Annotated in this window: 27 protein-coding genes and 1 tRNA gene; 14 read left to right on the plus strand and 14 right to left on the minus strand. The window is 67.8% G+C overall.

Translation table 11 applies throughout. From position 1 onward, the window contains the following. Positions 1-34: 34 nt before the first annotated feature. Complete coding sequence (locus tag ACIA58_RS07770; protein ID WP_396402802.1) at positions 35-592, minus strand: WhiB family transcriptional regulator; 558 nt, start codon at positions 590-592, stop codon at positions 35-37. Positions 593-1169: 577 nt separating this feature from the next. Between ACIA58_RS07770 and ACIA58_RS07775 the strand changes: the two genes are divergently transcribed. Further along, on the plus strand, positions 1170-1979 hold the full coding sequence (locus ACIA58_RS07775; RefSeq protein ID WP_396402803.1) for an HAD family hydrolase: 810 nt from the start codon (positions 1170-1172) through the stop codon (positions 1977-1979). A 4-nt stretch (positions 1980-1983) separates the two neighbouring features. Here ACIA58_RS07775 and ACIA58_RS07780 read toward each other — a convergent pair whose 3' ends face one another. Next, complete coding sequence (locus ACIA58_RS07780) at positions 1984-2604, minus strand: bacterial proteasome activator family protein (protein WP_396402804.1); 621 nt, start codon at positions 2602-2604, stop codon at positions 1984-1986. A gap of 86 nt (positions 2605-2690) precedes the next feature. Then, on the minus strand, positions 2691-3221 hold the full coding sequence (locus ACIA58_RS07785) for a CGNR zinc finger domain-containing protein (RefSeq protein ID WP_396402805.1): 531 nt from the start codon (positions 3219-3221) through the stop codon (positions 2691-2693). Positions 3222-3246: 25 nt separating this feature from the next. On the opposite strand from ACIA58_RS07785, the gene ACIA58_RS07790 reads away from it, so the two are divergent. Then, positions 3247-3408 carry a hypothetical protein gene (locus tag ACIA58_RS07790; RefSeq protein WP_396402806.1) on the plus strand — a complete coding sequence of 54 codons (162 nt, stop codon included), beginning with the start codon at positions 3247-3249 and terminating at the stop codon, positions 3406-3408. Here ACIA58_RS07790 and ACIA58_RS07795 read toward each other — a convergent pair. Further along, on the minus strand, positions 3392-3964 hold the full coding sequence (locus ACIA58_RS07795; protein ID WP_396402807.1) for a TetR/AcrR family transcriptional regulator: 573 nt from the start codon (positions 3962-3964) through the stop codon (positions 3392-3394). The two genes, ACIA58_RS07790 and ACIA58_RS07795, sit on opposite strands and share 17 nt — an antisense overlap. Before the next feature lie 72 nt (positions 3965-4036). On the opposite strand from ACIA58_RS07795, the gene ACIA58_RS07800 reads away from it, so the two are divergent. Further along, positions 4037-4453: a VOC family protein gene (locus ACIA58_RS07800; RefSeq protein ID WP_396402808.1), complete on the plus strand. Its 417-nt coding sequence runs from the start codon at positions 4037-4039 to the stop codon at positions 4451-4453. On the opposite strand, the gene ACIA58_RS07805 is transcribed toward ACIA58_RS07800, so the two are convergent. From ACIA58_RS07805 to ACIA58_RS07815, 3 genes are read right to left on the minus strand one after another with little or no spacing between them, the layout of a single operon-like run. After that, positions 4443-5420 (minus strand): NAD(P)H-quinone oxidoreductase, encoded by a 978-nt coding sequence (locus ACIA58_RS07805; protein WP_396402809.1) that lies wholly within the window; start codon positions 5418-5420, stop codon positions 4443-4445. The two genes, ACIA58_RS07800 and ACIA58_RS07805, sit on opposite strands and share 11 nt — an antisense overlap. A gap of 16 nt (positions 5421-5436) precedes the next feature. After that, positions 5437-6300, minus strand: coding sequence for a phosphotransferase family protein (locus tag ACIA58_RS07810; protein WP_396402810.1), 864 nt, complete (start codon positions 6298-6300; stop codon positions 5437-5439). Between the two features lie 49 nt (positions 6301-6349). Next, positions 6350-6889, minus strand: coding sequence for a molybdenum cofactor guanylyltransferase (locus tag ACIA58_RS07815; RefSeq protein ID WP_396402811.1), 540 nt, complete (start codon positions 6887-6889; stop codon positions 6350-6352). A gap of 60 nt (positions 6890-6949) precedes the next feature. On the opposite strand from ACIA58_RS07815, the gene ACIA58_RS07820 reads away from it, so the two are divergent. The 5 genes from ACIA58_RS07820 to ACIA58_RS07840 all read left to right on the plus strand — a co-directional run bounded on the left by ACIA58_RS07820 (position 6950) and on the right by ACIA58_RS07840 (position 11901). Then, a complete protein-coding gene (locus tag ACIA58_RS07820; RefSeq protein WP_396402812.1) occupies positions 6950-7741 on the plus strand; it encodes a carbon-nitrogen hydrolase family protein in 792 nt (263 codons plus the stop codon). Between the two features lie 59 nt (positions 7742-7800). Beyond that, positions 7801-8829, plus strand: coding sequence for an Rv2231c family pyridoxal phosphate-dependent protein CobC (gene cobC, locus ACIA58_RS07825; RefSeq protein WP_396402813.1), 1029 nt, complete (start codon positions 7801-7803; stop codon positions 8827-8829). Positions 8830-9078: 249 nt separating this feature from the next. Then, complete coding sequence (locus tag ACIA58_RS07830) at positions 9079-9654, plus strand: hypothetical protein (RefSeq protein ID WP_396402814.1); 576 nt, start codon at positions 9079-9081, stop codon at positions 9652-9654. A gap of 73 nt (positions 9655-9727) precedes the next feature. Then, positions 9728-10915: a cupin domain-containing protein gene (locus ACIA58_RS07835; RefSeq protein ID WP_396402815.1), complete on the plus strand. Its 1188-nt coding sequence runs from the start codon at positions 9728-9730 to the stop codon at positions 10913-10915. 368 nt (positions 10916-11283) lie between these two features. Then, entirely contained in the window at positions 11284-11901 is a 618-nt protein-coding gene (locus ACIA58_RS07840; protein ID WP_396402816.1) for a sucrase ferredoxin, read from the plus strand. Positions 11902-11926: 25 nt separating this feature from the next. Here the strand turns inward: ACIA58_RS07840 and ACIA58_RS07845 are convergent, their stop codons facing one another. From ACIA58_RS07845 to ACIA58_RS07855, 3 genes are all read right to left on the minus strand, one after another. Continuing rightward, entirely contained in the window at positions 11927-12556 is a 630-nt protein-coding gene (locus ACIA58_RS07845) for a gamma carbonic anhydrase family protein (RefSeq protein WP_396402817.1), read from the minus strand. 245 nt (positions 12557-12801) lie between these two features. Continuing rightward, positions 12802-14019 carry an MFS transporter gene (locus ACIA58_RS07850; protein ID WP_396402818.1) on the minus strand — a complete coding sequence of 406 codons (1218 nt, stop codon included), beginning with the start codon at positions 14017-14019 and terminating at the stop codon, positions 12802-12804. Between the two features lie 72 nt (positions 14020-14091). Then, a complete protein-coding gene (locus tag ACIA58_RS07855; protein WP_396402819.1) occupies positions 14092-15330 on the minus strand; it encodes an MFS transporter in 1239 nt (412 codons plus the stop codon). Positions 15331-15463: 133 nt separating this feature from the next. Here ACIA58_RS07855 and ACIA58_RS07860 point away from each other — a divergent pair. Together ACIA58_RS07860 and ACIA58_RS07865 are read left to right on the plus strand one after the other, a co-directional pair. Continuing rightward, positions 15464-15552 (plus strand) — tRNA-Ser (locus ACIA58_RS07860). Between the two features lie 840 nt (positions 15553-16392). Further along, complete coding sequence (locus ACIA58_RS07865) at positions 16393-17331, plus strand: aminoglycoside phosphotransferase family protein (protein WP_396402820.1); 939 nt, start codon at positions 16393-16395, stop codon at positions 17329-17331. A gap of 772 nt (positions 17332-18103) precedes the next feature. Here the strand turns inward: ACIA58_RS07865 and ACIA58_RS07870 are convergent. Then, the gene (locus ACIA58_RS07870) at positions 18104-18829 is read right to left on the minus strand and encodes a DinB family protein (RefSeq protein ID WP_396402821.1); all 726 of its coding nucleotides are present in this window, start codon (positions 18827-18829) and stop codon (positions 18104-18106) included. Between the two features lie 124 nt (positions 18830-18953). On the opposite strand from ACIA58_RS07870, the gene ACIA58_RS07875 reads away from it, so the two are divergent. Together ACIA58_RS07875 and ACIA58_RS07880 are read left to right on the plus strand one after the other, a co-directional pair. Then, positions 18954-19943 carry an acyltransferase domain-containing protein gene (locus ACIA58_RS07875; RefSeq protein WP_396402822.1) on the plus strand — a complete coding sequence of 330 codons (990 nt, stop codon included), beginning with the start codon at positions 18954-18956 and terminating at the stop codon, positions 19941-19943. Further along, the gene (locus tag ACIA58_RS07880; RefSeq protein WP_396402823.1) at positions 19934-20695 is read left to right on the plus strand and encodes an alpha/beta fold hydrolase; all 762 of its coding nucleotides are present in this window, start codon (positions 19934-19936) and stop codon (positions 20693-20695) included. Before ACIA58_RS07875 ends, ACIA58_RS07880 begins: the two co-directional genes overlap by 10 nt. Here the strand turns inward: ACIA58_RS07880 and trpD are convergent. Next, positions 20673-21722 (minus strand): anthranilate phosphoribosyltransferase, encoded by a 1050-nt coding sequence (gene trpD / locus ACIA58_RS07885; RefSeq protein WP_396402824.1) that lies wholly within the window; start codon positions 21720-21722, stop codon positions 20673-20675. The genes ACIA58_RS07880 and trpD overlap by 23 nt on opposite strands. 147 nt (positions 21723-21869) lie before the next feature. After that, positions 21870-22655 (minus strand): glycoside hydrolase family 16 protein, encoded by a 786-nt coding sequence (locus ACIA58_RS07890; protein WP_396402825.1) that lies wholly within the window; start codon positions 22653-22655, stop codon positions 21870-21872. Between the two features lie 37 nt (positions 22656-22692). On the opposite strand from ACIA58_RS07890, the gene sigJ reads away from it, so the two are divergent. Further along, on the plus strand, positions 22693-23631 hold the full coding sequence (gene sigJ / locus ACIA58_RS07895) for an RNA polymerase sigma factor SigJ (protein WP_396402826.1): 939 nt from the start codon (positions 22693-22695) through the stop codon (positions 23629-23631). On the opposite strand, the gene ACIA58_RS07900 is transcribed toward sigJ, so the two are convergent. Further along, positions 23612-24349, minus strand: a complete 738-nt coding sequence (locus tag ACIA58_RS07900; RefSeq protein WP_396402827.1) for an aminoglycoside phosphotransferase family protein — start codon at positions 24347-24349, stop codon at positions 23612-23614. The genes sigJ and ACIA58_RS07900 overlap by 20 nt on opposite strands. 78 nt (positions 24350-24427) lie before the next feature. Between ACIA58_RS07900 and ACIA58_RS07905 the strand changes: the two genes are divergently transcribed. Then, positions 24428-25696, plus strand: coding sequence for an FAD-binding oxidoreductase (locus ACIA58_RS07905; protein ID WP_396402828.1), 1269 nt, complete (start codon positions 24428-24430; stop codon positions 25694-25696). The last annotated feature ends 21 nt before the right edge of the window (positions 25697-25717 follow it).

Here is a 25717-nt window from a genome sequence, read left to right on the forward strand (position 1 = left end):
TCTCCGATAGTCCGCTGGCGGGCCGAGTATCGGATCAGGCGACCCGGCTGCTGCCGGCCTGGCGTGGCTGGCCGCGCTGGTGGTCGACGACGGTGTCGAACGCGTCCAGCACCGCACTGACCTCGGGCCGCGGCCGCGGCGTCTTGGCTGCCGGGCTCTGCCCGCGGCGCGCACGCCGCAGGTGCCGTTTCACCGTGGACAGCGAGCAACCCAGCCGCATGGCGAGGGACTCCAGGCTGTCGTTCGGGTACTGCGTGCGCAGTCGCAGGACCTCTTCGTGACTCACCGGGCGGCGCGTTCCCCGCGCACCGGCGAGCTGGTCGAAGTCGTCGGCCTGCACCTCGACGTCGAGCAGGTTGCGGATCGAACGCCGTTGTACAGCAGTCGTTCCGGCGACGAAACCGCTGACGTCGTGCTCGGCGACCGCGCTGTACAGGCAGTCGGTGAACAGCGGGCAGGACGCGCACAACGCCTTTGCCTCGCGGACAAGCTGTTCGTACCGCTCCCGTGTACGACGGGTTGCGGACGCGGGCGGCGGCTCTTCCATCAGGCGGTGCTGAAAGATGTCGGAACGGGCGATGCAGCCGGTCATTGCCCCCTCCCTGATGGAAGATGTGTCGACAGCCGCTCGAGAGCTACTGCCCCCTGGCCCCGCTAGATTGGCGCTGTTGACGGTCATCAAGGCTCCCCAAGTATCAAGACCCGAGTGAACGAACGGTGAACAACGTTCGTCCGCACGGATCCGCTAGCTGATGGACCCGCGCTGTGTTGCCGGCCCACCGTGTCGTCCCGGGCGCGGGACGCACCGATCCATAACTCTTGACGCCACTGCCGCGGTTTTGGTTGCAGCCAATTCCACAACAGTTCTTCGACGTTTGTGTGTGCTTCCGGAGGTGGGACGGCATCAGTCGCGCTGATCCAGAACACGCTTAGGACGCGGCCGAACAGCCGCCGGTTCCCCACCAGACCACCGCATGAAATCACGCGCCAACCGTGCAGCGCAGGGGAACTTGCTGCCTTTGCAGCATCCTGCCGTAACGGTCTGATGACGTTGTCAAAAGCTCAATCAGATAAGTCAAAACGGGCTGAAACCAAGGTTCAATAGGTTGCGCCCGAGGTGCTCGGAGGAGTAATGCGGCACCGGCGCCGACGAGGATACGGTGGACCTCGTGACGGCTCCGCAGTACCCCCGCCTGATAGCCACCGATCTCGACGGAACGCTCGTCCGCAGCGACGGAACGGTGTCCGGCCGGACGCGCGCCGCAGTCCTCGCGGCACAGCAGGCCGGAAGTGTTTTCGTAATGGTCACCGCCAGGCCACCTCGCTGGCTGCACGACCTGTCCTACCTCGTCGGCGATCACGGAATTGCGATAGTTGCCAACGGCGCTATTTTGTACGACGTCCTGCGGCGTAAGGCGATTCGGACCCGATTGATCGATCCCGCTGTCGCGCTGGACGTCGCGCAGGCGATCCGTACGGCGATTCCCGACGTGCAGTTCGCCATCGAGCGACCGGACCGCTACGGACAGGAACCGGTCTACCTCAATCGCTGGCCCAAACCGGACGACACGTTGGTCGCGGCGGTGGAGGAGCTACTTTCGGAGCCGGCCGCAAAACTGCTCGTCCGGCATCCGAGCCTGCACTCCGACGAGTTGCTGGCGCGCGTCACACCGTTGGTCGGCCAACGAGTGACGGCCAGCCACAGCGGCGGTCACGGTTTGGTGGAGATTTCGGCGAACGGCGTCTCGAAGGCCGCGATGCTGGCCGATTTCGCCGCAGAACAAGGGATCTCGGCTGCCGAGACGATCGCCTTCGGTGATTCCGTCAACGATCTGCCGATGCTCGCCTGGGCGGGTACGTCGTACGGCGTCGCGAATGCGCATCCCGAAGTACTCGCGGTGGTGGACGAAGTCTGCCCGGCAAACGACGAGGACGGCGTCGCCGCCGTCCTCGAGGAGTTGTTACAGCCTTTGAAATAAGGCGTTACAGATACATCCCGCCGCTGCCGGGTCCTTCGGGGTTGCCGGCCTGCGGCGCACCGGGGAAGCCGGGGTGTTCCTCGCCGGGAAGCTGCTGGCCGCCGGGCAGCGCGCGACGCATCTGCTCGAGCTGCTGGCGCGCGGCCATCTGCTGCGCGAACAACGCCGTCTGGATGCCGTGGAACAAGCCCTCCAGCCAGCCGACGAGCTGCGCCTGCGCGATCCGCAGTTCGGCGTCGCTCGGCGTGCTGTCGTCGGTGAAGTCGAGGCTGAGTCGCTCGAGCTCCTCGACCAGCTCCGGAGCCAGACCGCTCTCCAGCTCCTTGATCGACGCCTCGTGGATCGAGCGCAACCGCGCCCGGGAGGCTTCGTCGAGCGGAGCCGACTTCACCTCTTCCAGCAGCTGGCGGATCATGTTGGCGACCCGCATCACCTTGGCCGGCTGCTCGACCAGCTCGGTCACCGAACGCGGTTCGTCGTCCCGGTCGTCGTGGTCGTGATCGTTGTCGGAGCGCGGCGGCCCTTCGACGGCCATACCGTCGGGCCCGACGATCAGCACCTTGCCGTCCTCGGTCCTCGCCCCGGCCATCGGAACACCCTGGCCCTCGCTGCTGCTCTCGCTCATCTCCCCATCCTAGTTCGGCCCCACTTTGAGCACTCACCAACCATCTCTGGCTCCACTGGGTGGTCGGCCGGTGCACAAAGAGCGTCTCAGGATGCCCGGGCGCGATGGCGGCGTACGGCGTCGCGGTTGGCGCAGGTGGGGCTGCAGTAGCGCTGGCGGCCGGTGCGGGACAGGTCGGCGTACACGTTCTCGCAGCCGTCGGTGGCGCAGCGGCCGAGTCGGGAGATGCCACGTCCGGCCAGATGCAGCGCCGTACCTGTGCTGATGAGGGTCGCGACCAGTCGCCCGACGGGGACGTTCTCGGGGCGGTAGTGCATGTGCCAGCCGTCGCCGGCGTGGTTGGTGAGCCGCGGATGCTCGGTGTACTTCGCGAGCATCGCGTTCACCAGATCCACCCGCGTCTGTTCGTCCTGTGTGTCCACGACCCGGAGCCACTCCTCGACCGCGATCTGGACGGCGGCCAGGTCGGCGGCGGTGACGCGCCGCTCGCGCACGAGCCGGCTCTCGACGCCGCTCTCCTCGCAGCGCTCGGCCAGCTCGTCCGGTGTGGTCGCCGGCCGGGTGACCAGGTTGACCGCCAGCAGGACGGCGTCCGCGCCGTAAGGGTTGAGATGCATAATGCCATTACATCACGATGGGTTCATGACAGAAACCCATCGGCATCGCTGGAGCGCGGTCTCCGCCCACCAGGTCAGCGAGGGTCTGGTCGTGTACCAGCGGTGCGCTTGCGGCCAGTGGCGCATCACCAGCACACCGCCGTACCCCGTCGCGTACCCGGAGGTTGCGATCAGTCCTTCGCGGTGAGGCGGCGGACCAGCCGGGCCGCGGTCGCCCCGACGTCGTACGGATGTCCGGTGCCTGGGGTCAGTTGGTCGAGGACGAGGCCGTCGATCGCGAAGTGCAGCAGGCGAATCTCCTCGGCGCCGCCCGGCAGGCCGGCGTTCGAGTTGAAGGCGACGTCGGCGTCGAAACCTTGCCGGATCGTGCGCGACAGAATCTCGTGCAGGCCTGGCCGGCGGGCCGCCTCCAAGCGGAGCTCCAGCAGCGCGAGTGAGAGCTCAGGGCGGCCGAGCAGCCGTTCGACGATGTAGCGCACATAGTCGGTCATCAAGTCGACGTCCGGCTTGCGTTCGGCGAGCGGCTCGAGGACGGCCTCGTCCGGTGCGAGCCGCTCGAAGATCCGCTCACCGAGAGCGCCGAGCAGCGCGTCACGGGTCTTGAAGTAGTTCGACGCCGTCCCGGCGGGCAGCCCGGCGGCAGCGTCGACGGCTCGGTGGGTGAGCCCCCGGGCGCCGGACTCGGCGAGGACGGCCAGGCCGGCGTCGGCCAGCTGGGTACGGCGTTCCGGGTTCCGCGGCATGTTGACAGGGTAGCAGGATTCCACTACAACTGTCGTACACAACAACGACAGTTGTAGTAGTCAGGAGAACAGATGCAACCCGCGGCATTCGGCGCGACCGTGGTCACCGACCGGCCTTCCGAGGTCGCCGCCTTCTACGCGCAGTACTTCGACCTCCAGATCGGGATCGACCTGGGCTGGTTCGTCACACTCCGCCGGGGTACGGCGGACTGGGAGCTGGCGATCTGCGAGCGCGGCCATCCGACCGTTCCGGCGGCGGTGTCGGCGCTGAGCGAGACCGGCTGCGTCTTCGGCTTCGTCGTCGACGACGTCGACAAGGTCGCCGCCTCGCTGGTCGAAGGCGGCGTCCGGCTGGAGACCGAGCAGGTGACCGAGGTGTTCGGCCAGCGGCACTTCTTCGTCCGCGACCCCGCCGGCACCTGGCTCGACGTCATCCAGCTGGTCGAGCCCGACCCCGAGTGGGTGGCGGCGAACCTGCCTACATCGTGAGCAGGATCTTGCCCAGGTGGCTGGACTGCTCGAGGGCCTGGTGGGCCTCGGCGACTTCGGCGAGGGGGAAGGTGGAGTGGACGATCGGCCGGACCTTCTTCTCCGCGATCAGCGGCCAGACGTGGCCGACGACCTCGGCCAGGATCCGGCCCTTGTCCTCGACCGAGCGGAACCGCAGACCGGTGGCGATGATCGACCCGCGCCGGCTCATCAGCCGCCCGAGGTCCACCTCGCCCTTCGCGCCACCCTGCATGCCGATCACGACCAGCCGTCCGTCGTACGCGAGCGACTTCACGTTGTCGGTCAGGTACTTCGCGCCCATGATGTCGAGGATCACGTCGGCGCCGGCGTTCTTGGTCGCCTCCTGGACGACCGACGCCCACTCGGCTTCCTTGTAGTTGATGGCGACATCCGCACCGAGCCGGGTGCAGAACTCCATCTTCTCCTTGCTGCCGACCGTGGTCAGCACCCGCGCGCCGTGGGCGACACCGAGCTGGATCGCCATCGAGCCGATCCCGGACGAGCCGCCGTGCACCAGCATCGTCTCGCCGGCCTTGAGGTGCGCGGTCATGAAGATGTTCGACCAGACGGTCGCGACCACCTCGGGCAGTGCGGCCGCGCTCACCAGGTCCAGACCGTCCGGGACCGGCATCACCTGCGGAGCGGGTACGACGACCTTCTCGGCGTAGCCGCCGCCGGCGAGCAGTGCGCAGCACTCGTCCCCGACGGACCAGCCCTCGACCTCGGCGCCGACCTCGGCGATCCGGCCGGACACCTCGAGTCCGATCGTGCCGGGGGCGCCGGGCGGCGGCGGATAGAAGCCCTGCCGCTGCAGGAGATCCGCCCGGTTCACGCCCGCGGCGACGACGTCGATGACGACCTCGTCGACGGCTGGTTGCGGGTCCGGGATCTCGCCGACCCCGAGGACCTCGATTCCGCCGGCACCCTCACATACGACAGCTCGCATGCTTCACAACCTACCCTCAGGTTGCGACGAGCTGCTCCATGTCTCCGGCGATGCTGTCGAGGTAAGTGGTCTCGCCTATCGACTTGAACCAGTCCCATAGTTCGAGCGAGTGGTAGAGCCGGTAGAGATCGGTACGGTCGGCCGGCAACGCGCCGTACCCGTCGGTGAGCCCGGCGAGCTTCTCGGCGTTGCCCTGCACGGAGTACTGGATCGTCTTGGCGAGGTCGATCAGCGGGTCGGCCGCGATCGCGTTCTCGACGTCGATGAAGCCGGTGACACGCCAGGTGGCCGGATCCACGAGCACGTTGCCTTCGTGGAAGTCGTTGTGGCACAGGACGGCGGCCCGGTTCTCCGCGAACAGCTGCTTGCGTTCCTCGACGTACGCCTCGATCTTCGCGTGCAGCTTCTTGTCCCCGCCGAGCTGCTCGAACTCGTCCAGCTTCGTCGCGAACTGCCGCTCCATGTACTGCGAGTTGTCCGGCAGGGGATCGAGGATCCGATCGGTCAGGTAGCCGTACTCCGGTTGCGCGATGCGATGGATCCGCGCGAGCAACTGGCCGAGTTGTCCGTACATCGCGCGCCAGTCCGGCGGCTCGAGCTCGGACAGTGGCACGCCGTCGAGCTTGGTGAGGATCGTGACGCTGTCGCCGACGTGCACCACCCGCGGGATCGAGCCGTCGAGTTCCTGTTCCAGCATCCCGTAGACGTTGACTTCCTTCGCCTGCTTCCAGGCCCACTCCGCCGCATAGACCTTCACGATCAGCGGGTCGGCGGTCGTGCGCACCTCGTAGACGCTGCTGAGCTGTCCGCCGGTGCGCTCCACGACCTCGACGATCTCGGTGCCGGGGCGGGCGTCGGTCACGATGCGGGCGATATCCACAGGCTCGACGCTAGGAGCCTTGTCCATCGGTTTAGTCAGTCGTCTGCTGTCAGTCGTCGAGGTCTGCCCAGGTGTCGACGTCGTCACCGGCGTGCGTCGGCTCGGTCCAGGTCAGGTCGAGTCCGGCGAGCGTACGTCGTACCGACTTGTCCCGCGGATCGCCGACGCGCCGGATCGCCTCGGCGAGGGCGGTACGCCGGTACGCCGTCGCGAGCTGCTGCTCCTGCCCGGACGTGTCGCGCAGGCCGTGGCCGTCGTGGCCATCTAGTCCGTCGACGAGTGTGGCCACGGCGTCCTTCGTCAGCCAGGGCAGATCGCAGCTCACGACGACGACAACCGGCGCCCTACCTCGCTGAAGTCCGGCCGCCAGTCCTGCCACCGGTCCACCCGACGGCGGATCCTCGACGGTCCAGTCGACCTCGCGGTACGTCGTACGCACCGGGCCGACCACCACCGTCGACACCGCCCCAGCCGTTGCCGTCAGCACTCGATCGAGCAGCGTCGCCCCGTCGAGCACCAGCATCGCCTTGTCCACCCCACCGAACCGAGTGGACCCGCCCCCAGCCAGCACCACCGCGTCAAACTCCACGCACGCAGTGTCGCACCTGGCGTGAGATTGAATCTCTGACTTCTGCGGCACCATGGAGGAATGAGGATCGCCGTGGTGCAGACAGCCAGTAGCTACGACAAGGCTGCCAACCGTGACCTGGCCGCCCGCCTGGTCGCGGACGCAGCGCAGGGCCGGCCTGACCTCGTTGTCCTGCCTGAAGCGATGATGTCCGACTTCGCGGTCGAGGGTGAGTCGGTGGCAGAGGCGGCCGAGTCACTGGACGGTGAGTTCGTGGCGGCGCTCCGGAAGGCCGCGGTCGAGCACGACGTGGCCATCGTCGCCGGCATGTTCGAGCGCAGCTGTGACCAGCACCGCCCGTACAACACCTTGCTGGCCGTCGGGGCGGACGGCGCACTGCTCGGCGCGTACCGCAAGATCCACCTGTACGACGCATTCGGGTACAAGGAGTCTGACCAGCTGACTCCGGGGGACGTGGCCCCCGTAGTCGTGCAGATCGGTGACCGGAAGCTCGGTCTGATGACCTGCTACGACCTGCGGTTCCCAGAGCTCTCCCGCGCACTGATCGACGCTGGGGCAGAGGTGCTCGTCATCCCGGCGGCCTGGGTGCGTGGACCGCTCAAGGAGCACCACTGGACCACGCTGCTCACCGCACGGGCAGTGGAGAATACCTGCTACGTCGCGGCGGCCGCGCAGAACGGGAAGAAGTACTGCGGCCTCAGCCAGGTCATAGACCCACAGGGCATCGCACTGGCGTCGGTGGGCGAGGCGGACGGCCATGCGTTCGCGGAGATCACGGGCGAGCGGCTGGCCGACGTACGCAAACGCAACCCCTCTCTCCAGAACCGCCGGTACGCCGTCACGCCGCGCTGATCGCTCAGTGCGCGGACTCGCTGGTCCGAAAGACTCGCTGACACGTTAACCTCCTGGGCGTGGTGGATGCGTTTGATCTGGAGCATCACGGCGATCTCGAGGTCGGCGAGGGACTGGTCGACCTCGCCGTCAACGTACGTACTGGTACCCCGCCGGCGTGGCTGGTCGATGCGATCACGGCGAGCCTGACCGACCTCGCGGCGTACCCACGGTCGGGTGCGGCGGTCGAGGCCGTCGCGCGGCGGCACGGTGTCGCGCCGGATCGGGTGCTGCTCACCGCTGGGGCCGCGGAGGCGTTCGTGCTGATCGCGCGGGCCTTCCGGCCGAGGCATCCGGTCGTCGTTCATCCACAATTCACCGAGCCCGAAGCGGCCTTGCGCTCGGCCGGTCACCTGGTCGATCGAGTCATCCTGCGGCCGGAGGACGGGTTCGTGCTGGACCCGTCCGCCGTACCGGCCGATGCCGACCTGGTGGTCGTTGGCAACCCCACCAATCCGACGTCGGTGCTGCACCCGGCCGACGTCCTGCGCGAATTGGCCCGGCCCGATCGGATCCTGGTCGTCGACGAGGCATTCATGGATGCCGTACCGGGTGAGCCCGAGTCGCTCGCCGGGGCGTCGATCCCGGGGCTCGTGGTGGTGCGCAGCCTGACCAAGACCTGGGGACTTGCCGGGCTGCGAGTCGGATATGTCCTTGCGGCGCCGAGTTTGATCGAACAATTGTCAGCCGTTCAACCGCAATGGCCGGTGTCCACTCCTGCTCTCGCAGCGGCAATTGCCTGCAGCAACGAGCGGGCGGTGGCGGAGGCGGCACAGGCCGCGCTGGACATTTCCCGGCAACGCGTCCACCTGCTTGACAGGCTCGGCGCTGTCCCCGGGCTTTCGGCGTACGGCGTGGCGTCGGCGCCGTTCGTTCTCGTGCATGTTCGTGGTGCTGCCGAACTGCGGGAATCCCTGCGGGTACAGGGGTTTGCGGTCCGGCGTGGGGACACGTTCCCAGGGCTGGGGCCGGACTGGTTGCGGATCGCTGTGCGGCCGGACGATGTCACCGACGGGTTCGTGAAGGTGCTTGCCGATCTGCTGCGGTGAACTGATCTGGTCCTGGCGCTCAATCGAGTTGGCGCTGTAACGCTCGGGGGGTTTAGCCGAGCTCCACTTTGCGCACAAGATGGCCAGGGTGCCCCGTTGGTGATGTCCCGGGCACCTTTCTGGCCATTCGCGAAGGGAGCAGCACAATGGGTCTCAGCGACGACGACATGAACACCTCGTCCGGAGGTGGCGAAGGCCTGGCCGACGGGGGCGCCACCCCCGGCGGTACAGATGGCGGAGCAGACGGCGGTGCCGGCGAGAACGGAGGCTCGGGCGGCAACACGTCTGGTGGGTACGGCGACAGCTCGTCCTCGGACGGTGGCGCTGACGGCGGTGCCGATGGCGGCGCGGGCGGCGTTGGCGAGGGTCCGGCCGATGGTGGCGCTTCGCAGGGTGCACAGGATGGTGGCGCCGATGGCGGTGCTGGTGATGGCGCCGGCGGTGGGTCCGGTGGTTATGGCGAGGGCACTGCGGATGGCGGGGCGAACGAAGGCGCCTCGGACGGCGGCGCTGACGGCGGTGCCGATGGTGGTGCCGATGGTGGCGCCGGCGAGGGCCCAGCCGATGGTGGCGCTTCGCAGGGTGCGCAGGACGGCGGCGCGGACGGTGGTGCTGGCGATGGCGCCGGCGGCGGATCCGGTGGCTATGGCGAAGGTACTGCGGACGGCGGGGCGAACGAAGGCGCCTCGGACGGCGGCGCTGACGGTGGCGCTGGTGGCGGAGCTGGTGGCGGTGCCGGTGGCGGTGCCGGCGAAGGCGATGGTGGCGGCGGGAACTCCGGAAGCTGGTGAGCGACATGCCGGACGCCGGGCCTCTCCCGCCTGAACCCGACCCCACGACCCGTCACCCTCGGGCCGGTGGGTCGCTGCGGGATGAGCGTCCGGCGCTCCGGCGTTGTGTGGCCGGCGAGCTGGACGATTTCGCCGGCACCTACTGGGGTTCGCGGGCCCTGCTGTCCCACGCTCCGGATCTGCCAGCGCCGTACGACGACCTGTTCAGCCTTGAGGCCGTTGACGAGCTGCTGTCTCGTCGCGGTCTACGGACGCCGTTCCTGCGCATCGCCAAGAACGGGTCGGTCGTGGGGGACAGTCAGTTCACCGGACCGGCCGGCGTCGGCGCGGAAGTCGCCGACCAAGTGCGCGACGACAAGGTGGCGGCACTGTTCGCCGGCGGGCACACCCTCGTACTGCAGGCGCTCCACCGGACCTGGCCGGCGCTCGTCGACTTCTCAACACAGTTGTCGGCCGACGCGGGCCATCCAGTGCAGATCAATGCGTACATCACTCCTGCGGAATCGCAGGGCTTCTCGGCGCACTACGACGTACACGACGTCTTCGTACTGCAGGTGGCAGGCGAGAAGCACTGGACCGTCCACGAGCCGGTGCACCTCGACCCGCTGCGGAACCAGCCATGGACAGACCACTACCAGGCCGTCGCGGCGGCCGCGCGCGACAAGACGCCGGTGATCGATGAGGTACTGCGGCCGGGTGATGCGCTGTACGTACCGCGCGGATTCCTGCACTCCGCCAAGGCGCTAGGTGGGGTCAGCGCGCACCTGACGGTCGGGCTGCACACGATGACGCGCTATCTGCTGGTGCAGGAGCTGGCCGCGCTGGCCGCCAGCCAGGCGGGGTTGCGTACTGCACTACCTCTTGGCTTCGACCCGGGCGATCCGGAGCAGCTCGGCGAGCTCATGCCGGCTGTGGTCGAGCTCTTCACACGGGAGATCCAGTCCGCTACTCCAGACGCGCTGGCTGCCCGACTCCGTCGTCGCACCTGGTCTGGCAACCGCCCAGCTCCGCTCCCGCCGCTGGCCCATGCGGCCTCGATCGCGTCTCTCTCCGTGGGCACGACTGTCCGCCTCCGCGCCGGCCTCCGCTGTCGGGTCATCCCCGGCGACCCGGTCGTGCTTCAACTACCGGACCGCACCATCACGTTCCCGCCGGCCACCGCAGCAGCCGTCGCCGAACTCACCTCAGGCGCCGACTGCAAGGTAGGCAACCTCCCCGCCCTCGACGACGCCGACCAACTCGTCCTCGTCCGCCGCCTACTCACCGAAGCCGTAGTAGTAGCAACTGACAACTGAAGGTCGCGCTTCGAGCCGGTGTGGAATTGTGGGGTGTCGTGGATCGCGGGGACGCTGGATACCGACCAGAGACAGGCTGCGCAGCTCAAGCCGATCTTCGGCACGACTCCCTGATCGCCACCGCTCCACCCGCCGAGCGCTGGCTCCTCATCGAATCCCACACCCCTTGGCCCCGCCAGGCCCTCACAGCCCTCCAACACAGCTCCCCTGGAACTGCGGGGTTGGGGGATGTGGTCGGGCGGGTGTGTCGGGAGTTGGGGATCCGGCCGGTGTTGGTTCGGCGGTACGGGCGGGTGGATCGGACGCGCGGGCGACGGTGGGGACTGGTGGACTGCCGGCCTGGGCGTGAAGAGGTTCGGTGGGGGCCGTTGCCGACGGACGAGTATCTGCTGGATGTGCTCGCGGGCAAGGATCCAGGCACGGTCAGCAACGAGCCCGTCTATCTCGTCTGCACACACGGGCGCCACGACGCGTGCTGCGCTGTACGAGGCCGACCGGTCGCCGCCGCGCTCGCCTCCGCCCACCCGGGCCGCACCTGGGAGTGCAGCCACATCGGCGGCGACCGCTTCGCGGCGAACGTCGTCGTACTTCCGCATGGGCTCTTCTACGGGCATGTCCCACCAACCCGCGCCGGCGAACTCGCCAGGCAGTACGACCAGGGCTTCGTAGTACCTGATCTCCTCCGTGGATCAGGTGCGTTCATCCCTCCCGTACAAGCCGCCCAGCACTTCGCCCGAGCCGCCGGTCATTCACCAGCCGTCGACCACCTCTTCCCACAATCGGTCCAACAACTCCCCAACCACCACTGGCGAATCCTCCTCGCACCCACCAGCCGTGAAGCACCCACCAGCCGTGACGCAGCGATCGGCTCGATCTCCGTCGAGGTGTCAGCACACCTCGACACCGTCAACGCCCGACTCACCTGCGCAGGCACCTCTCCCACGCAGATCCGTCGCTTCGAACTCCACACCCTGACCGCCACCTGACTCCTCAGGCGGCCGAGGACCCCGCTCAGCTCGGGTCGACAGGGCGATCTTCGCCAGTGCGATCTTCGACGAGGCGGTCTTCGCGGTGCGCGCCGTAGAACGCCGACTGGCGGGCCATGATCTCGCGCAGGGGTGTGCCCCGCGGGACGCCGTACACCGTGCCGGGGAAGTCCAGTTCGCGCTGGATCTGCCACAGCTCCTCGTGCCGGTCCGGGGAGAAGAGCTGGGCCGGGTTGCCGGCCGCGATCCATCCGATCGGGAGGATCGTGCCTGCTTCCAGGCGCGAGTTCACGTGCAGCACGCTGTTGATCCGGAGCTCCGCGCCCGCGCCGGCGACGGAACCGGGGAACAACGCGGCGCCCGTGGCGATGAAGACTTCGTCCTCGACCGTGGCGCCGTTCACGTGTGCATGGGGACCTACCAGGACCGCGTCGCCGATCAGGGCGGGATGGTCGGCCCGGCCGCGCACCAGGGCGTTCTCCATCACCACACTGTTCTCGCCGAGGCGTACCTCGCCGCTCTCCGCGGTCAGCACCGCACCGTGCAGGACTCTGCTGCCTTCGCCAAGGACGACGGCGCCGCAGAGCACGGCAGATGGTGCGACGTACGCGGATTCGGGCACGACCGGTCGTCGGCCGCGGTGTTCCAGCAGCATCTGTCGTTGTCCTCTCGTTGCGTGACCACCTCGCTCCAGCTGTACCAGTCTTGCGTGCGGACTCTCCACTGCCCTGGTCCTCACAACCCGGGCGGCGGTGTCCTCCGGGCCGTCCACATCTGAGGTGGGAGGCTCGGTCCATCGGACAATCCGGGTGGAGAACCGCGAACTGAGCCAACATTAGAACAGATGTTCGATGAGATGCAACGCATCCTGACAGGTCAGGAAACGTGCGCCGGGAGCGGTCAGATTCGCGCGGAACTCAGCCGCGGCGAGACCCGCGCCAGCACGTAGATCGTCACGCTCGCCACGAGCGCGAGCCCGGCAAGAGCGAGCCACGGCAACTCGTGCCGAACCTCGAAAAGCTGCGCGAAGAACCCCGGGGCCAGCACGCTCGAGAACGCGAACGAGTACTGCCAGTACGACAGGTACTTCCCCCGCCCGACGACCGGCGAGACCACAGCCGACAGAGCGTTGTTGGTCGCAGCGTGCAGTACGTCGGCGAAGGCGTAGCAGGCCGTGGCGAGCAGGAGCACCGGTACGACCAACGCCGCCGCGATGTGTACCTGCAGCGCCATCAGCACCGCCCACACCGCGTAGGTGATCCCAGCGACCACCATGACGTTCGTACGACGCCGCCCCTCGGTGTGCCGTACGACGAGGGTCTGGCCGGTCGCGAGGACAACCGCCGTCGCAGCAATCAGCACACCGACCAGCCACTTGGGTACGGTCAGCGCCTCGGTGACGTACACAGGTACTCCGACGCCCAGCATCATCGTGCAGAGCGCGAGCAGGGTGTTGGCGCCGATGAGTACGAGGAACGTCTTGTCCTTGCGGAGCAGCGGCGCTGGTCCGCTGTCCTGGTTGGTCCGCTGGTGGTGCGAGGGATGTAGCCGCAGCAGGAGCAGGCCGGCCAGGTAGAACGTCACTGCGTTGACTGCCATCGCGACCAGGAACGCAGTGTCGCCGCCGATAGCCAGCAGCCAGCCGGCCACCAGTGCACCGAGCGCGAGACCACCTGCCTGCATCATCCCGCCCAGCCCGAACCACTTGTCCCGCTCGCCCTCATCAGCCACGTCCGCGAGCAGACTGAAGATCGCCGACCAGAACACGCGCTGCCCGGTCGCCATCACCAGCGAGCAGAGGAACAGAATCCAGATCGACCGCCCGAAGAAGAAGCCGGTGAACGCCAGCCCCTGGGCGAACTGTGCGGCCACCACGATGTTGCGCGGGCCGACCCGGTCGATCACCACTCCCACTGCGGCTGGTGCGGCGATGGAGAAGAGCGTCGCGACGGTCAGCATCAACCCGGCCGTGCCGAGCTCGATGCCCGCGACCTTGTTGAAGTAGAGGAGCAGCAGCGGCCCGGCACACCCACCGCCGAACGAGTCGATCGCGAGGCCGGCCAGCAGCGGTACCCGGCCTCGGACGTTCGGCAGGCCGAGTGACGTGGCTGCGGGCATGGCGAAGCGCTCCCATCTCATCTCGGCGGCTGGCGAACTCTAGCAAGCGCTCTCCAGCCGTTCCATCGGATTTCAGTCCACCATGCCCGCCTGCCGTGCCGACACGTGCCGCAGCGGGCGCCACGCGACCACCGTCATCAGGACCATCGCCACGAACGCGATCGCGAACGGAGCCGCCAGTCCGTACCGCTGGGCCAGTACGCCTCCGAGGACCGAACCGATCGCAGCACCGCCTACTGAGGCCAGCAGGTACACACTGTTGACCCTGCCCATCAGGGCATCCGGCGTGACGAGCTGACGCGTAGTAGTAGAGACGATGCCCCACACCACCGCGTGGACGCCGAAGACGGCCATGGTCGCGCCGGCGACCCACGGGTTCCTCGTGAGCGCGAGGACGAGGTGGACCGTTGTTTCGATGACCAGACCAGCGCGTAGCAGCGTCACGGAGCCGACGCGCGGTTCCAGGAAGTGGTACGTCGGCATACCGAGCACACCGCCGACTGCACCGACCGATATGAGCAGACCGAACTGCGTCTCACTCAGACCGAGCCGCTCGCGGGCGAAGAGCACCCAGGTCGCGAAGGCGGCGCAGAAGGTGATGTTCATGACCAGGATCGACAAAGCGAGCGTCCGTACGCCGGAGTGCTGCCAGAGCCAGCGGACACCTTCGCGGACTTCGTGCCACACGGCCCCGCGAGTGGAGTGGTCCGGGAGCTGCGGACGCACGGCGACGCGGGCGATCAGGGTCGCTGCGGCGGCGAAAGTGACGGCGTTGAAGACCAATGGGATGCCGGCGCCGGCCGCGAACAGCAGTGCGCCCAGAGGTGGTCCGCCGAGCTGCTGGAGGACGGTGGCACTGGCGAACAGTCGGGCATTGGCCTTGCCCAGGTGATCCTTCGGCACGGCGCTGACGAGGAGTGCCCCAGAGGCGTTGTCTGCAAGCGTTTCCGCCGTGCCGAGGAGAAAGAGGGTGACGTAGATCGCCCAGAGCGGTGAGGTGCCGAGCAGTACGGCGACACCGAGCGCCGCCAGCACGATCGCCCGAAAGGTGTCAGCGGCAACGATCATCAGGCGGCGGTCCAGCCGGTCGACGAGCACGCCGCTGAACAGCGCGAACAGCAACCAGGGCAGCTGCTGGATGAAGGCCGCGGCGCCCACCGCCGCGGGCTCGGTGGTGATCGAGGCGACGAGCAGCGGGCCGGCAGCGGCCATCGCACCGTCGCCGAGGTTGGAGATGATCGACGCCGGCCAGATCTTGCGGAAGTCGGACCCGAGCTCAGACGGGAACGCAAACGCGCCAAGCGAACGCATGAGACTCCTGAGGGCACGACGAAATCAACGGGACGCCCGCCGCTGCCCAGACCATACCGGCCGCCTCCCGCCCCCGCACGCCGATTTCCCCCACCCCACCTGCGCTATCCTCGACCCTCGGCGGTAACCGCCGGGAGGGTTCGCATAGTGGCCGAGTGCGCTGGTCTTGAAAACCGGTATGGCGGGTGACCGTCATCGTGGGTTCGAATCCCACACCCTCCGCCTTCGAAGTCCAGTAACAGGCCTCTGACCAGCTGAAACACCAGCTGGGAGGCATCACCTCCGCAGTCCGGTTGCAGCTGCTCATGTCCGGCCAGCGGCGGCCGTGTACGGCCATCTGTGCCCGCATCGTGCCCGCGAACCGACCCCGCTATCTGGTCATTCGCTCAGAGCCTGCCCCAACAACCGCCCCGGTGTTCCAGCCTCATCTCTGGCACGAAGCACGGGAGCGCGCCAACTGGGGAGGCGGTTGCCTGGGACACCTGGGACAACACTCGACGGCGGGTGTCCCACCTGTTTGCGCACGTCGGAGGTTGTGCTGGGACAGTGGGACAGTGGGACAGTTGGGACCCTGCAGCTCGAGAACCGAACAGTCCAGCTCGCAGAACTGAAATCTAGGGCCATGGCTTCAAACGGTGATTTCTTCAGAACGTGCACACCGCACAGATCCGCCTCCTGGGAAGGCTGGCGAACTTCGTGCCGAGACGGCACCCACAAACGGTGTTTCAACGGCTTAAGGATCGTGTAAGCACGTTCGCATCTAGACGCCGTGCCGCTCGGGGAGTTCGTTGGGGAAATCGAATGGGGAAAGAATCAGAAATGCAGCAGAAGGCATCGCGGCACTGGATGCCGGCGAAGGTGAAGGGCTCAAACTCCGAATCGTCCCTGACGGCAGTCAGAGCTTCTGGACCTTCTTGCCTGAGCGATGGAGTGGTGCGCCAGACGAGTCTCCACGACCTGTGGGTTGGGGCCTCGAAGACTTCAACGCTTCGCCGGACACCTTGCTGCCGTAGCTATTCGGGCTCATCACAGATGAGGGTGTAGAGCCGGTAAAGTAATGAAATGGCAAGAGCACACGCAGGCAAGATGCCGAATGAGCAGGTTCTGCGCTGGGCGGCCGAGGCGGTTGGCGGGACGAGCGTCGTTTCGTCCGAGGGCCTGACCCGCGGCGAGCACCGCCCTTCGGGCACGTTCCGCCTGGGAATCGAAGGACCGGCGGGCCGGACCAGGGACGTGATCTTGAAGGTCCCTGTCCGGGGATGGATCGCTGCGGCGTGGGTGATCACGAACGCACGCGCGCTTCAGCTGGCCGAGACTCATGGCCTGGCCGCGCCGCGGCTGATCGCTGCGGATCTCGACGCGAAGGCGAGCGGAACCGTCGCCACCCTGGAGACCTTCCTGCCTGGCAGCGCCGGTCTCTCGCCGACGGTTTCGGTCGCCCGGCTCCGCGAAGCGGGAGCGGCCCTTGCCAGGGTCCACGCCTTCAGGCTGGTTCCGCAGGCCCACCTGCCATACCGGCCGCGGCCGTGCGCCGTCGACGACCGCGCCGATGAACGCTTGCGGGGCCTGATGCCGACCACACCTTTGCTGCAGCAGGCCGACGAGCGGGTCAGGTCGCACGGGATGCCGGCAGTCGCGTCGGTGTTCGTGCATGGTGACGCCTGGGGCGGCAACATGCTGTGGGAGGACCGTTGCGTTGCGCTGATCGACTGGAATACAGCCGGGGCTGGTAATCCGGGCGTAGATCTCGGCAGCCTGCGGATGCAGATGACCCTTCAGTACGGCCAGGACGCGCCGTCCCATGTGTTGGAGGGCTGGGAGCGGCAGGCGGGCCGGGAGGCAGTCGGCGTGCCCTACTGGGATGCCGTGGCCGCGCTGAACACGCCGACAGTGATGGACGGTTGGGCGGGATTCGCCGACGACGGTAGCCTCCTGGGCGCCGCTGCCGTCACCGAAAGGCGCGACGCTTTCCTTCGCACCGCTCTCAGTCAATGGTCATAAAGTGGTCGCGCGTGCCGAAATCGACGCTGCTCTCCACTTGAGGGCCTGTAAGGGGGATATCAGCGTGCCGGGCTACGCAACCTCGCAGCCCGGCGGGGCGCGCGGGCGAATGGTGGCGACCTGGCTCATCGCCGTCGCATGGCCTCAATCAGCCGGAGGATGTCGTTCCGCCGCGCTGGTGTGAGGTTGGTGAACCATCGCAGAAAGCACGCGACAGCCAAGTCGCGCGAATTCCGGCGACCGCCGTGAAGAGGCGCCGGGCGAGTCGGTTTCGATCGAGAGCGGATCGCTTCATGGGCCGACAGGACGGCTTCGGTGTCGAAGACATTTGAGTTCCTGTACGTGCCTATGGGCGTGAGGTGACCTCTCCGAACCCACATCCGCACGGTCGTCAACTCCGGTCCATATCGCACCGGGTCGTCAGAGGCGTCAACCGGCGAGCTTCATCCAGGCTTCCGGCGGCACGGGGCAATGGGCTGACGACCCTCCAGTTGGGCGAGATCCTGCCGTCTGAGCCCTGTGCGGGCCTGCGCGCACCATGGCACGGCACCCCCTCGCTACATTTGCGCAGGTCAGGGGCCTGAAGCGGGCTGTTAGTGGATTGTCAGCGGTTCGTCAGCGGGGCTCTTTAGCGTCCTCAGGTGTTCACACCAGAGGACGGGAGGGCGACCATGCGCGCGGACAGCAAGGACATCTGAATCGGTGTCGATCCGGAACGTGATGGGGTCGTACGCCAATGGTCGGGTTCGTGCGACCCCATCACCTGGGACCGCTAGCCGGGGTTGAGGGCGTTGAGGTCCCGGGTGGCGAAGCGGAGGTGTTCCCACTCTTCCTCGAGGATTACGTGGAGGCAGCGGCGGACTGTTTCGGGGTGCTCGGGGCTGTGGGGGTTCTTGCGGGGGGCGTCCAGGTCGGTCGGGGTGGTGGCAGCGATGAAGTCGCGGACCATGGCTACGCGGTCGGCGCGGGCTTCTAGGACGTCGGCGTACGGCGGGGGCGTGGCGGCGCCGTCCGTCGCGGCGTACCTCAGGCCGAGTGGGTGGTACGGGTCGTCGAGCTCGAGGATGCTGCGGCCGAACCAGGTGTCGGTGGCGTGGACCAGGTGTCGCTCTGTCTGCGCGAACGACCACTCGCCGTCCACCGCGATGTCGACCGTGCCGGCGGGCATGGCTTCGGCGCGCTCGCGGGCGGTTGCCCAGGCTTGCTCGGCCTCGGCCCAGGCTGCCCGCAGGCCGTCGGGGTCCTCCGCGCGCCGGTGCTCGCGACCGGGGAACTGGCGGTTGAGCTCGGCGTCGATGTACGGCACGACGTCGACGCCGTTGACCTTCAGGCTGGCGTCCGCCGTGCCCAGCCACGGCGCGTCGATGTCGCCCCCTTGGATGTCGACGCCGCGCATCACCACGCCGCTCAGGTCGGACTCGACGAACCGAGCCCCGCGCAGGTTCGCGTCGAAGAACTCCGCGCCTTTCAGGTCGTCGGACGGACCGAACTTCGTCATGCCATCTCCCTCGTCGTGGATAGTGGGGCGAGCGTATCCGTGACCTAGGACACAAAAGTCGTGCGCTCGGCGCCCGGCCCGTGGTGAGGTCGGGAGACTGACCACGCGGCGGAGGGAACTGGTTGTGGACGTTCTGGGTGCGGCGGAACGAGTGGGCTTCTCCGAGCGGGACCGAGCTCGGTTCCAGGGCCTGGAGGTGGGAGACGGGCTGCGGATACCCGAGGACGCCGAGGCCTTGATCGAGTACTGCGGGGTCCAGGCGACCGATCGGGAAGCGATGCTCGCAGCGCGGCCCGATCCGGACAACGACCCGGAGTGGTGGACGATCGCGTCCGCACTGGCCGGCGAGGTCGAGCGGGACATGGGACTCGCACTGCCCTCGACCGCCTTCCGCGGCTGGCCCGCAGTACCGCGGAACGCGTCAGCGGTCGGGCTGTTCGCGATTGCCTGGGCGCTGTTGGCCAACGTCCCGCGACTGCTCGAGCTGCACAGAGCCCGGAGTGTCCCGGAGTCGGTGACCAAGGCGACTGTCTCGGCTCTGGGTGGAGTCATGTCGACGCACAGGCAGGTCTTCGGGCGATCCGGTATCGGACTGATGCCGTTGTGGGGTCCACCGCTGCGGTTCCGTGGCGCCGACTACGAGATCGGTCGGCACGACTTCACGCGCGCCCAGCTGGGGCTAGGTGATGGGGTCTCCGGGTACGTGCTGATGATCCACATCCCGCCGAGCGGCCCACTCGACGTACAGGAGTCGGAGGAGTCCGTCGCCGCTGCGGCCGAGTCGTTCAAGCGCTGGTACCCGGAGGAACCCGTCCATGCGTTCGTCTGCCATTCGTGGCTGCTGGACCCACAGCTGGCGGAGTACCTGCGGCCGGACTCCAACATCATCCGTTTTCAGCAGCGGTTCGACCTGCTCCCGCTGCTGCCGCCCGAGGACCCGACCGAGGGTGACCGCGAGCTGTTGCGACTCGGCCTGCAGCTGCCGGCGCCTGATGACGCAGTGGACATCGACAGCATCCCGCAGGACACCTCACTGCAACGAGCGTTCGTGACGCACCTGCGTGCCGGGCGGCACTGGTACGGACGCACGGGCATGCTGAGGGGATGGAGCTAAGGATTCCGGTAGGGCAGGACGAGCTGTGGACCGAGCACCTGGCCGGTGACGGCGTACCGATCGTCTTCCTGCATCCAGGCACCGGCGACTCGCGGGTGTGGGACCTGGTGGTGTCCGGGCTCAACGGGCGGCGCATCGTGCGGTACGACGTACGCGGGTACGGGCGCTCTCCGATGCCGAGCACCGAGTTCTCGCTGGTCGACGACCTGGTGACCGTACTGGAGCAGCTGGACCTGCAGCGGGTGGTCCTGGTCGGTTGCTCGATGGGTGGCGGTACCGCGCTCAGCTTTGCGCTCTCGCATCCGGATCGCGTCCATGGCCTCGTTCTGTTGTGCCCGAGCGTGCGTGGCTTCCCGGTACTCGAGGAGCCGGACCTGGATGCGCAGTACGCCCAGCTCATCGCCAATCGGGACGTGGACGGGCTGGTGCAGTTCGGCTTGCCGGTGTGGGCGCCAACCGTGACTGACGACGCCGTGGTCGATCAGCTGCGCGCCGCCGCCCCGGCCTGGTTCGAACAGGGCATGTACCTCCAGCCGGAGCCGCCCGTGTACGACCGCCTCAATGAGATCCACGCCCCGACGACAGTCATGGTCGGTGACCAGGACCGACCGATCGCTACCGCCTCGGCCGGAGCCGCCGCAGCCCGGATCCCCGGCTGCCAGTTCACCTGGATCCCCGGCGCCGACCACTACCCCAGCCTGCGCAATCCACAGCTGGTGATCGACGCCATCAACAACTACGCAGCTGGGTAGAACAGGTCCAGGCCTCCAGTACTCGAGCGGCCTCACCCGTGTTGATGGCATGACGGCAGCGCACCAACGCGTCCGCCAGCAGATCAAGCAGCGGCGCCTTGCCCAGGGACAGCGTGGCCAGAGCACCTGCAGCATTGAGCAGTACTGCGTCCCGGAGCGGCCCGGGTGCTCCGTTAACAAGCGCCCGGAGAGCAGCAGCGTTGAATGCGGGGTCACCGCCTTGGAGATCGGCCAGAGTCGACGGCCGGAGACCGAGCGACCGCGGGTCGAGCACCGTCTCCGTCGCGGAGCCGCCGTGCACCACCCATACACGTGAATAGCCAGTAGTGGTGAGCTTGTCGAGTCCGTCGTCACCGCGCGCCACCAGCGCCGACTTGCCTTGTTTGGCGAGCGCACCGGCCAGCACCGGCAGCATCTGCGCGCTGGCGACGCCGACGAGCTGATGTGCGGGGTCAGCCGGGTTGAGCAACGGCGCCAGTACGTTGAACGCGGTGGGGACTGCCAGCTCGCGCCGTACGACGGCGACCTGACGGAGCACCGGATTGAAGCGTGGAGCGAACAGGTACGTCAGACCGACCTCAGACGCGACGGCAGCAGCTTGTGAGGCGGACAGGTCGAGTGGCACGCCTAGGTGCTCGACCAGATCGCCAGAACCACCGGCCGTTGAAGACGCGGCTCGTCCACCATGCTTCACCACCGTGACACCTGCTGCGGCGGCGACCACTGCCGCCATCGTCGAGATGTTCGCTGCACCAGTCCGGTCGCCGCCCGTCCCGACGATGTCCACGAACGGTCCCTGGATCCGCACCGGCGTCGCGTGCGAACGCAGTACCGCGGCCAGTCCGTTCAGCTCGTCAGGAGTCTCGCCCTTGGCCCGCAGCGCGATGAGGAACCCGGAGATCTGGGCCGGTGACGCGTCGCCCAGCACCAGCTGGTCCATCGCCCAGCCGGTGTCCGCTGCCGACAGGTCGGAGCCGGCCAGAAGTGCGGAGATCAGGCCGGACCAGGTCCGGAGTGTTGTCGCCATCGGGTGTCCTCGAGGTGCTGGGTCGCCCACGAGGAGACATCACAACGGCCGCCTCGCAGGAGACGGCCGGGTGGGTACGCGCGGAATCAGGCCGTCAGTCGACGGCCCACCACATACTCGCGCGCTGGAACATGCCACCGACCTTAGTCAGGCCACCAACGCCTCCGCAACGTGCCATCCACGGACGTGGTCGACGGTGAAGGTCGGAACGTGCTCCTCACTCGACCGGTCCGGGAAGTCGAAGACCGCCAGCATCAGCTGCACCGGGTACGTCGGCGCGCCCTGACAACTGCGGATCGCCGCGTCGTCCACGAAGAATGTCGCCTCACCACCGGTCCACTCGGCCGCATACGTGTGGAACTCACGCAGATCGATGGGCAGGCGCACCGCCTCGAAGTCCTGCGGTACGGCGGGATCGCGGATCGTCTTCAGCCCCATACCCACGGCGGCGGACCGGCCCGGTAGCAGAGCATCGCCGAACACCTCCATGACGCAGATCTCCCCACACTGCTCCGGCTGCTGCTCCAGTCCGACCATCCAGAGCGACACCATCGACCGCGCGCTCAGATCGGCCCGCGCCCGGAGCTCGACGTACCCGCCGTTCGGAGTCCAGCCCCAGAAGGCCTCCTGCTCCTCCCGGACGACCAGCCCCTCGCGGTACGGCTGTTGCCCGACCACACTGCCGACCGGGCCCGAGTAGTTGCCGGACTGGATGCCAGACACCCGCAGGTCGGGTTTGTGATCGCCCTCGCACCACAGCCCCTGCTCGACCGGGATGCTGAGCGTCAGGCACGAGTCGCCCAGCTGGTACGTCGCTGCGGACGCCGCACGGGAGCTCCACTGTGGCAGGTAATGCGGTGACCAGACGGAGAGGTCGAGGGATGACGCGTCGAAGTCGTCCGCGAACGCCAAGTCACCACGTACCCGACTCATGACCCCATCATGAGTCGATCGGATGGGTTGTCACATCATGGTGCTCCGATTCGTCAGGGAAGCGATGCGACAGGAGAAGGCAGCGGTGGACGACCATGAGCAGCTGGCTCGGCAGTTCGAGCAGAACCGTGGGCACCTGCGTGCGGTCGCGTACCGGATGCTCGGGTCGCTCGCTGAGGCAGAGGACGCCGTCCAGGAGGCTTGGCTGCGGCTGAGCCGTACCGACGTGAGTGACGTCGGTAATCTGGCGGGCTGGCTGACCACTGTGGTGTCGCGGGTGTGTCTGGACCAGCTGCGTAGCCGGAAGTCGCGGCGGGAGGACTCACTGGACACCTACGTCCCGGATCCGATCATCGGCCCGGCGGACGGTGAGCTAGGGCCGGAGGACGAGGCGATCCAGGCGGACGCGATCGGACTGGCGCTCCTCGTCGTACTGGAGACGCTTTCGCCGGCGGAGCGGTTGGCGTTCGTGCTGCACGACATGTTCGGGGTCGGGTTCGACGAGATCGCGACGATTGTGGACAAGTCGCCCGCTGCGACGCGTCAGCTCGCCAGCCGGGCGCGGCGGCGGGTCCAGGGTGCTCCTGCGAGTGACGGCAACATGAGTCGGCAGAGGGCAGTCGTCGAGGCGTTCATGGCGGCGTCCCGCGGTGGCGACTTCGAGGCGCTGCTCGAGTTGCTCGACCCAGAGGTACTACTGCGTGCGGACGCCGGTTCGGCGAGCGCGGAGTTCGCAGGGCCGGCCGTGTCGAAGCTGGTGCGTGGTGCGAAGGCTGTCGTCGAGCAGGCGCTCCTGTTCAGCCGGATGGCGCCGTACAACCAGTTGGCGATCGTGAACGGTACGCCCGGGGTCATCACCGTGGTCAACGATCGCCTGATGGGTGTCACGGCTGTCACAGTCACCGACGGCAAGATCACCCAGATCGACATCCTGGCCGACCTGGACCGCCTCGAGGTCATCCCGCTACCAGCCTGAGCACCCGCCCCGCCTGGGCCTCGGCGGTGCCGGGCGGGTTGCGGTCCGCGCTGGGTCCACCCGGCCCGATCAGCGTCAACCAGAAACCTGCCCACAGACAGCGCGCTGCCTGGAACCGCTCCGGGTCGACGGCGAACCGCCGTACCAACGGGGTCCAGTCGGTCCCGCGACCTGACAGGTGCTCGACCAGGTTCGCCAGCTCGACGGTGCGATCTCCCAACCCGGCGTCCTCGAAGTCGACGATCCGAACCTGCGTGCCGTCCCACAGGTAGTTGGCGAGGTTCGGATCGCCGTGCGCGACCACCGGATCCTGTACGGCGCTGAGGTCGGGCGGCCTCCTCTCCAGCCAGGTGCGGGCCGCCTGAGCGATCACGCCGTCGCCGTCCCGCAGCACCGTCAGACCGGAGCGGGTGCGATCGACGAGCGCTGACAGGTCGATCGCGGGCAAGGTCTCGGGTCGGATCCACCAGAGGGTCTCGATGGCGTTGCCCAGAGCTGTTAGTTGGCCTGGGGTGACAGGCGGGGCGAGCGACTGCCCGGGAATGACTGTCATCGTCAGCGAGGGGGCTGGGGAGGCGGCGAGGGGGTGCGGGACGAGGTCGGGGGCTGTCTGGGAGACGAGGGTGAGGGCGGCCCACTCTCGGTCGGGCTCGTTGCGGGCCCAGGAGACGTAGTGCTTGGTCAGAACTGAGCCTGAGACCGAGATTGTGTGGGTCATCGGGAAAGTGTGTGTCGATAACGGGGTCTCTTCTTCGACGTATGGGCAGGAGCTGATACGGCGAGGGAGTGGGATCGGATGTCTACGCAGGCGATTGCAGCGGTTGCCAGTGACGTTGTCGCGGGGCTGTTGGGGGCGGGGTTCAACGGCGCCGTCCGGCTGCCCGGAGAGCTCGAGTACGACGAGCAGCGGCGCTCCGTGATCCCCTCGGTGGACTCGCGCCCGCTGCTGATCGCCGAGGCGTACAGCAGGACCGACGTACAGGCAGCGGTGCGGACAGCCCGCGAGTACGGCGTACCGATCGCTGTGCAGGCGACCGGTCACGGGACCCGCGTGCCGGCGGATGGCGGGATCCTGCTGAAGACGACGCCGATGACGTCGGTGCTGATCGATCCGGAGCGCCGGATCGCCAAGGTCGCACCAGGGGCTCGCTGGGGCGCGGTGCTGGATGCGGCCCGGCAGTTCGGTCTCGCTCCGTTGTCCGGGTCGCACCGGGACGTCGGCGTCACCGGGTACACACTCGGCGGCGGCGTGGGCTGGCTGGCCCGCAAGTACGGGTTCGCGGCCGACAGCGTGATCCGCGCCGAGGTCGTCACCGCCGACGGACGTACGGTCATCGCGAGCGCCGAGCACCACGCCGGCCTGTTCTGGGCGATCCGCGGCGGCACCGGCAACTTCGGCATCGTCACGTCGCTCGAATTCCGCCTGTACCCGGTCCGCCAGGTCCACGCCGGCATCGTGTACTACGGCATCGACCGCGCCGCCGCGATCCTCCGCCGGTACCGCGACTGGACCGCCACGATCCCCAACGAGCTGAGCACCGCGATCCTCCTGACCCGCGTCCCCGGCACCGAGCAGCGTGCCGTCGCGATCAAGGTCATGTACGCCGGTGCCGCCGACCTCGCGGAACACCTGCTCAAGCCGCTCTTCGCAATCGCCGGCCAGCGCCTCGCCGGCGAACTGCGGACCATCGAGTACGCCGATGCAACGATGGGCGGCACCCCGGCGCGACACCTGGACTTCCTGGACACGCTCACGGACGACGTGATCGACATCGTCGCCGAGCTCGAGGACGCGACCGTCGAGGTACGGCACTGGGGCGGCGCGATGGCTCACCCGGGGCCCGGCGCGGGACCGGTCGGGCACCGGCAGGCGTCGTACTCACTGATCATCGACCGCGAGGTTGCCGGCCTGCCCAGCTCGGGCCGCACGTTCGTGAACTTCCTCGGCGACCCGGGCCGCGCGGACACGGCGTACGACGCCACAGACCTGGAGCGGTTGCGCGACGTGAAACGTGCCTACGACCCGACGAACTTCTTCCACCTGAACGCGAACATCCGGCCGTAAAAAAGCGACCCGGTCCCCAGG

The organism is Kribbella sp. NPDC051586 (genome assembly GCF_044453965.1).
In the GTDB taxonomy this organism is placed as follows: domain Bacteria; phylum Actinomycetota; class Actinomycetes; order Propionibacteriales; family Kribbellaceae; genus Kribbella.

Excerpts from the sequence above, each read along its gene's own strand:
- ACIA58_RS07770 (WP_396402802.1), bottom strand. The coding sequence starts at position 592 with ATGACCGGCTGCATCGCCCGTTCCGACATCTTTCAGCACCGCCTGATG.
- ACIA58_RS07780 (WP_396402804.1), bottom strand. The coding sequence starts at position 2,604 with ATGAGCGAGAGCAGCAGCGAGGGCCAGGGTGTTCCGATGGCCGGGGCG.
- ACIA58_RS07785 (WP_396402805.1), bottom strand. The coding sequence starts at position 3,221 with ATGCATCTCAACCCTTACGGCGCGGACGCCGTCCTGCTGGCGGTCAAC.
- ACIA58_RS07790 (WP_396402806.1), top strand. The coding sequence starts at position 3,247 with ATGACAGAAACCCATCGGCATCGCTGGAGCGCGGTCTCCGCCCACCAG.
- ACIA58_RS07795 (WP_396402807.1), bottom strand. The coding sequence starts at position 3,964 with ATGCCGCGGAACCCGGAACGCCGTACCCAGCTGGCCGACGCCGGCCTG.
- ACIA58_RS07800 (WP_396402808.1), top strand. The coding sequence starts at position 4,037 with ATGCAACCCGCGGCATTCGGCGCGACCGTGGTCACCGACCGGCCTTCC.
- ACIA58_RS07805 (WP_396402809.1), bottom strand. The coding sequence starts at position 5,420 with ATGCGAGCTGTCGTATGTGAGGGTGCCGGCGGAATCGAGGTCCTCGGG.
- ACIA58_RS07820 (WP_396402812.1), top strand. The coding sequence starts at position 6,950 with ATGAGGATCGCCGTGGTGCAGACAGCCAGTAGCTACGACAAGGCTGCC.
- ACIA58_RS07845 (WP_396402817.1), bottom strand. The coding sequence starts at position 12,556 with ATGCTGCTGGAACACCGCGGCCGACGACCGGTCGTGCCCGAATCCGCG.
- ACIA58_RS07850 (WP_396402818.1), bottom strand. The coding sequence starts at position 14,019 with ATGCCCGCAGCCACGTCACTCGGCCTGCCGAACGTCCGAGGCCGGGTA.
- ACIA58_RS07855 (WP_396402819.1), bottom strand. The coding sequence starts at position 15,330 with ATGCGTTCGCTTGGCGCGTTTGCGTTCCCGTCTGAGCTCGGGTCCGAC.
- ACIA58_RS07865 (WP_396402820.1), top strand. The coding sequence starts at position 16,393 with ATGGCAAGAGCACACGCAGGCAAGATGCCGAATGAGCAGGTTCTGCGC.
- ACIA58_RS07870 (WP_396402821.1), bottom strand. The coding sequence starts at position 18,829 with ATGACGAAGTTCGGTCCGTCCGACGACCTGAAAGGCGCGGAGTTCTTC.
- ACIA58_RS07880 (WP_396402823.1), top strand. The coding sequence starts at position 19,934 with ATGGAGCTAAGGATTCCGGTAGGGCAGGACGAGCTGTGGACCGAGCAC.
- trpD (WP_396402824.1), bottom strand. The coding sequence starts at position 21,722 with ATGGCGACAACACTCCGGACCTGGTCCGGCCTGATCTCCGCACTTCTG.
- ACIA58_RS07890 (WP_396402825.1), bottom strand. The coding sequence starts at position 22,655 with ATGAGTCGGGTACGTGGTGACTTGGCGTTCGCGGACGACTTCGACGCG.
- sigJ (WP_396402826.1), top strand. The coding sequence starts at position 22,693 with ATGGTGCTCCGATTCGTCAGGGAAGCGATGCGACAGGAGAAGGCAGCG.
- ACIA58_RS07900 (WP_396402827.1), bottom strand. The coding sequence starts at position 24,349 with ATGACCCACACAATCTCGGTCTCAGGCTCAGTTCTGACCAAGCACTAC.
- ACIA58_RS07905 (WP_396402828.1), top strand. The coding sequence starts at position 24,428 with ATGTCTACGCAGGCGATTGCAGCGGTTGCCAGTGACGTTGTCGCGGGG.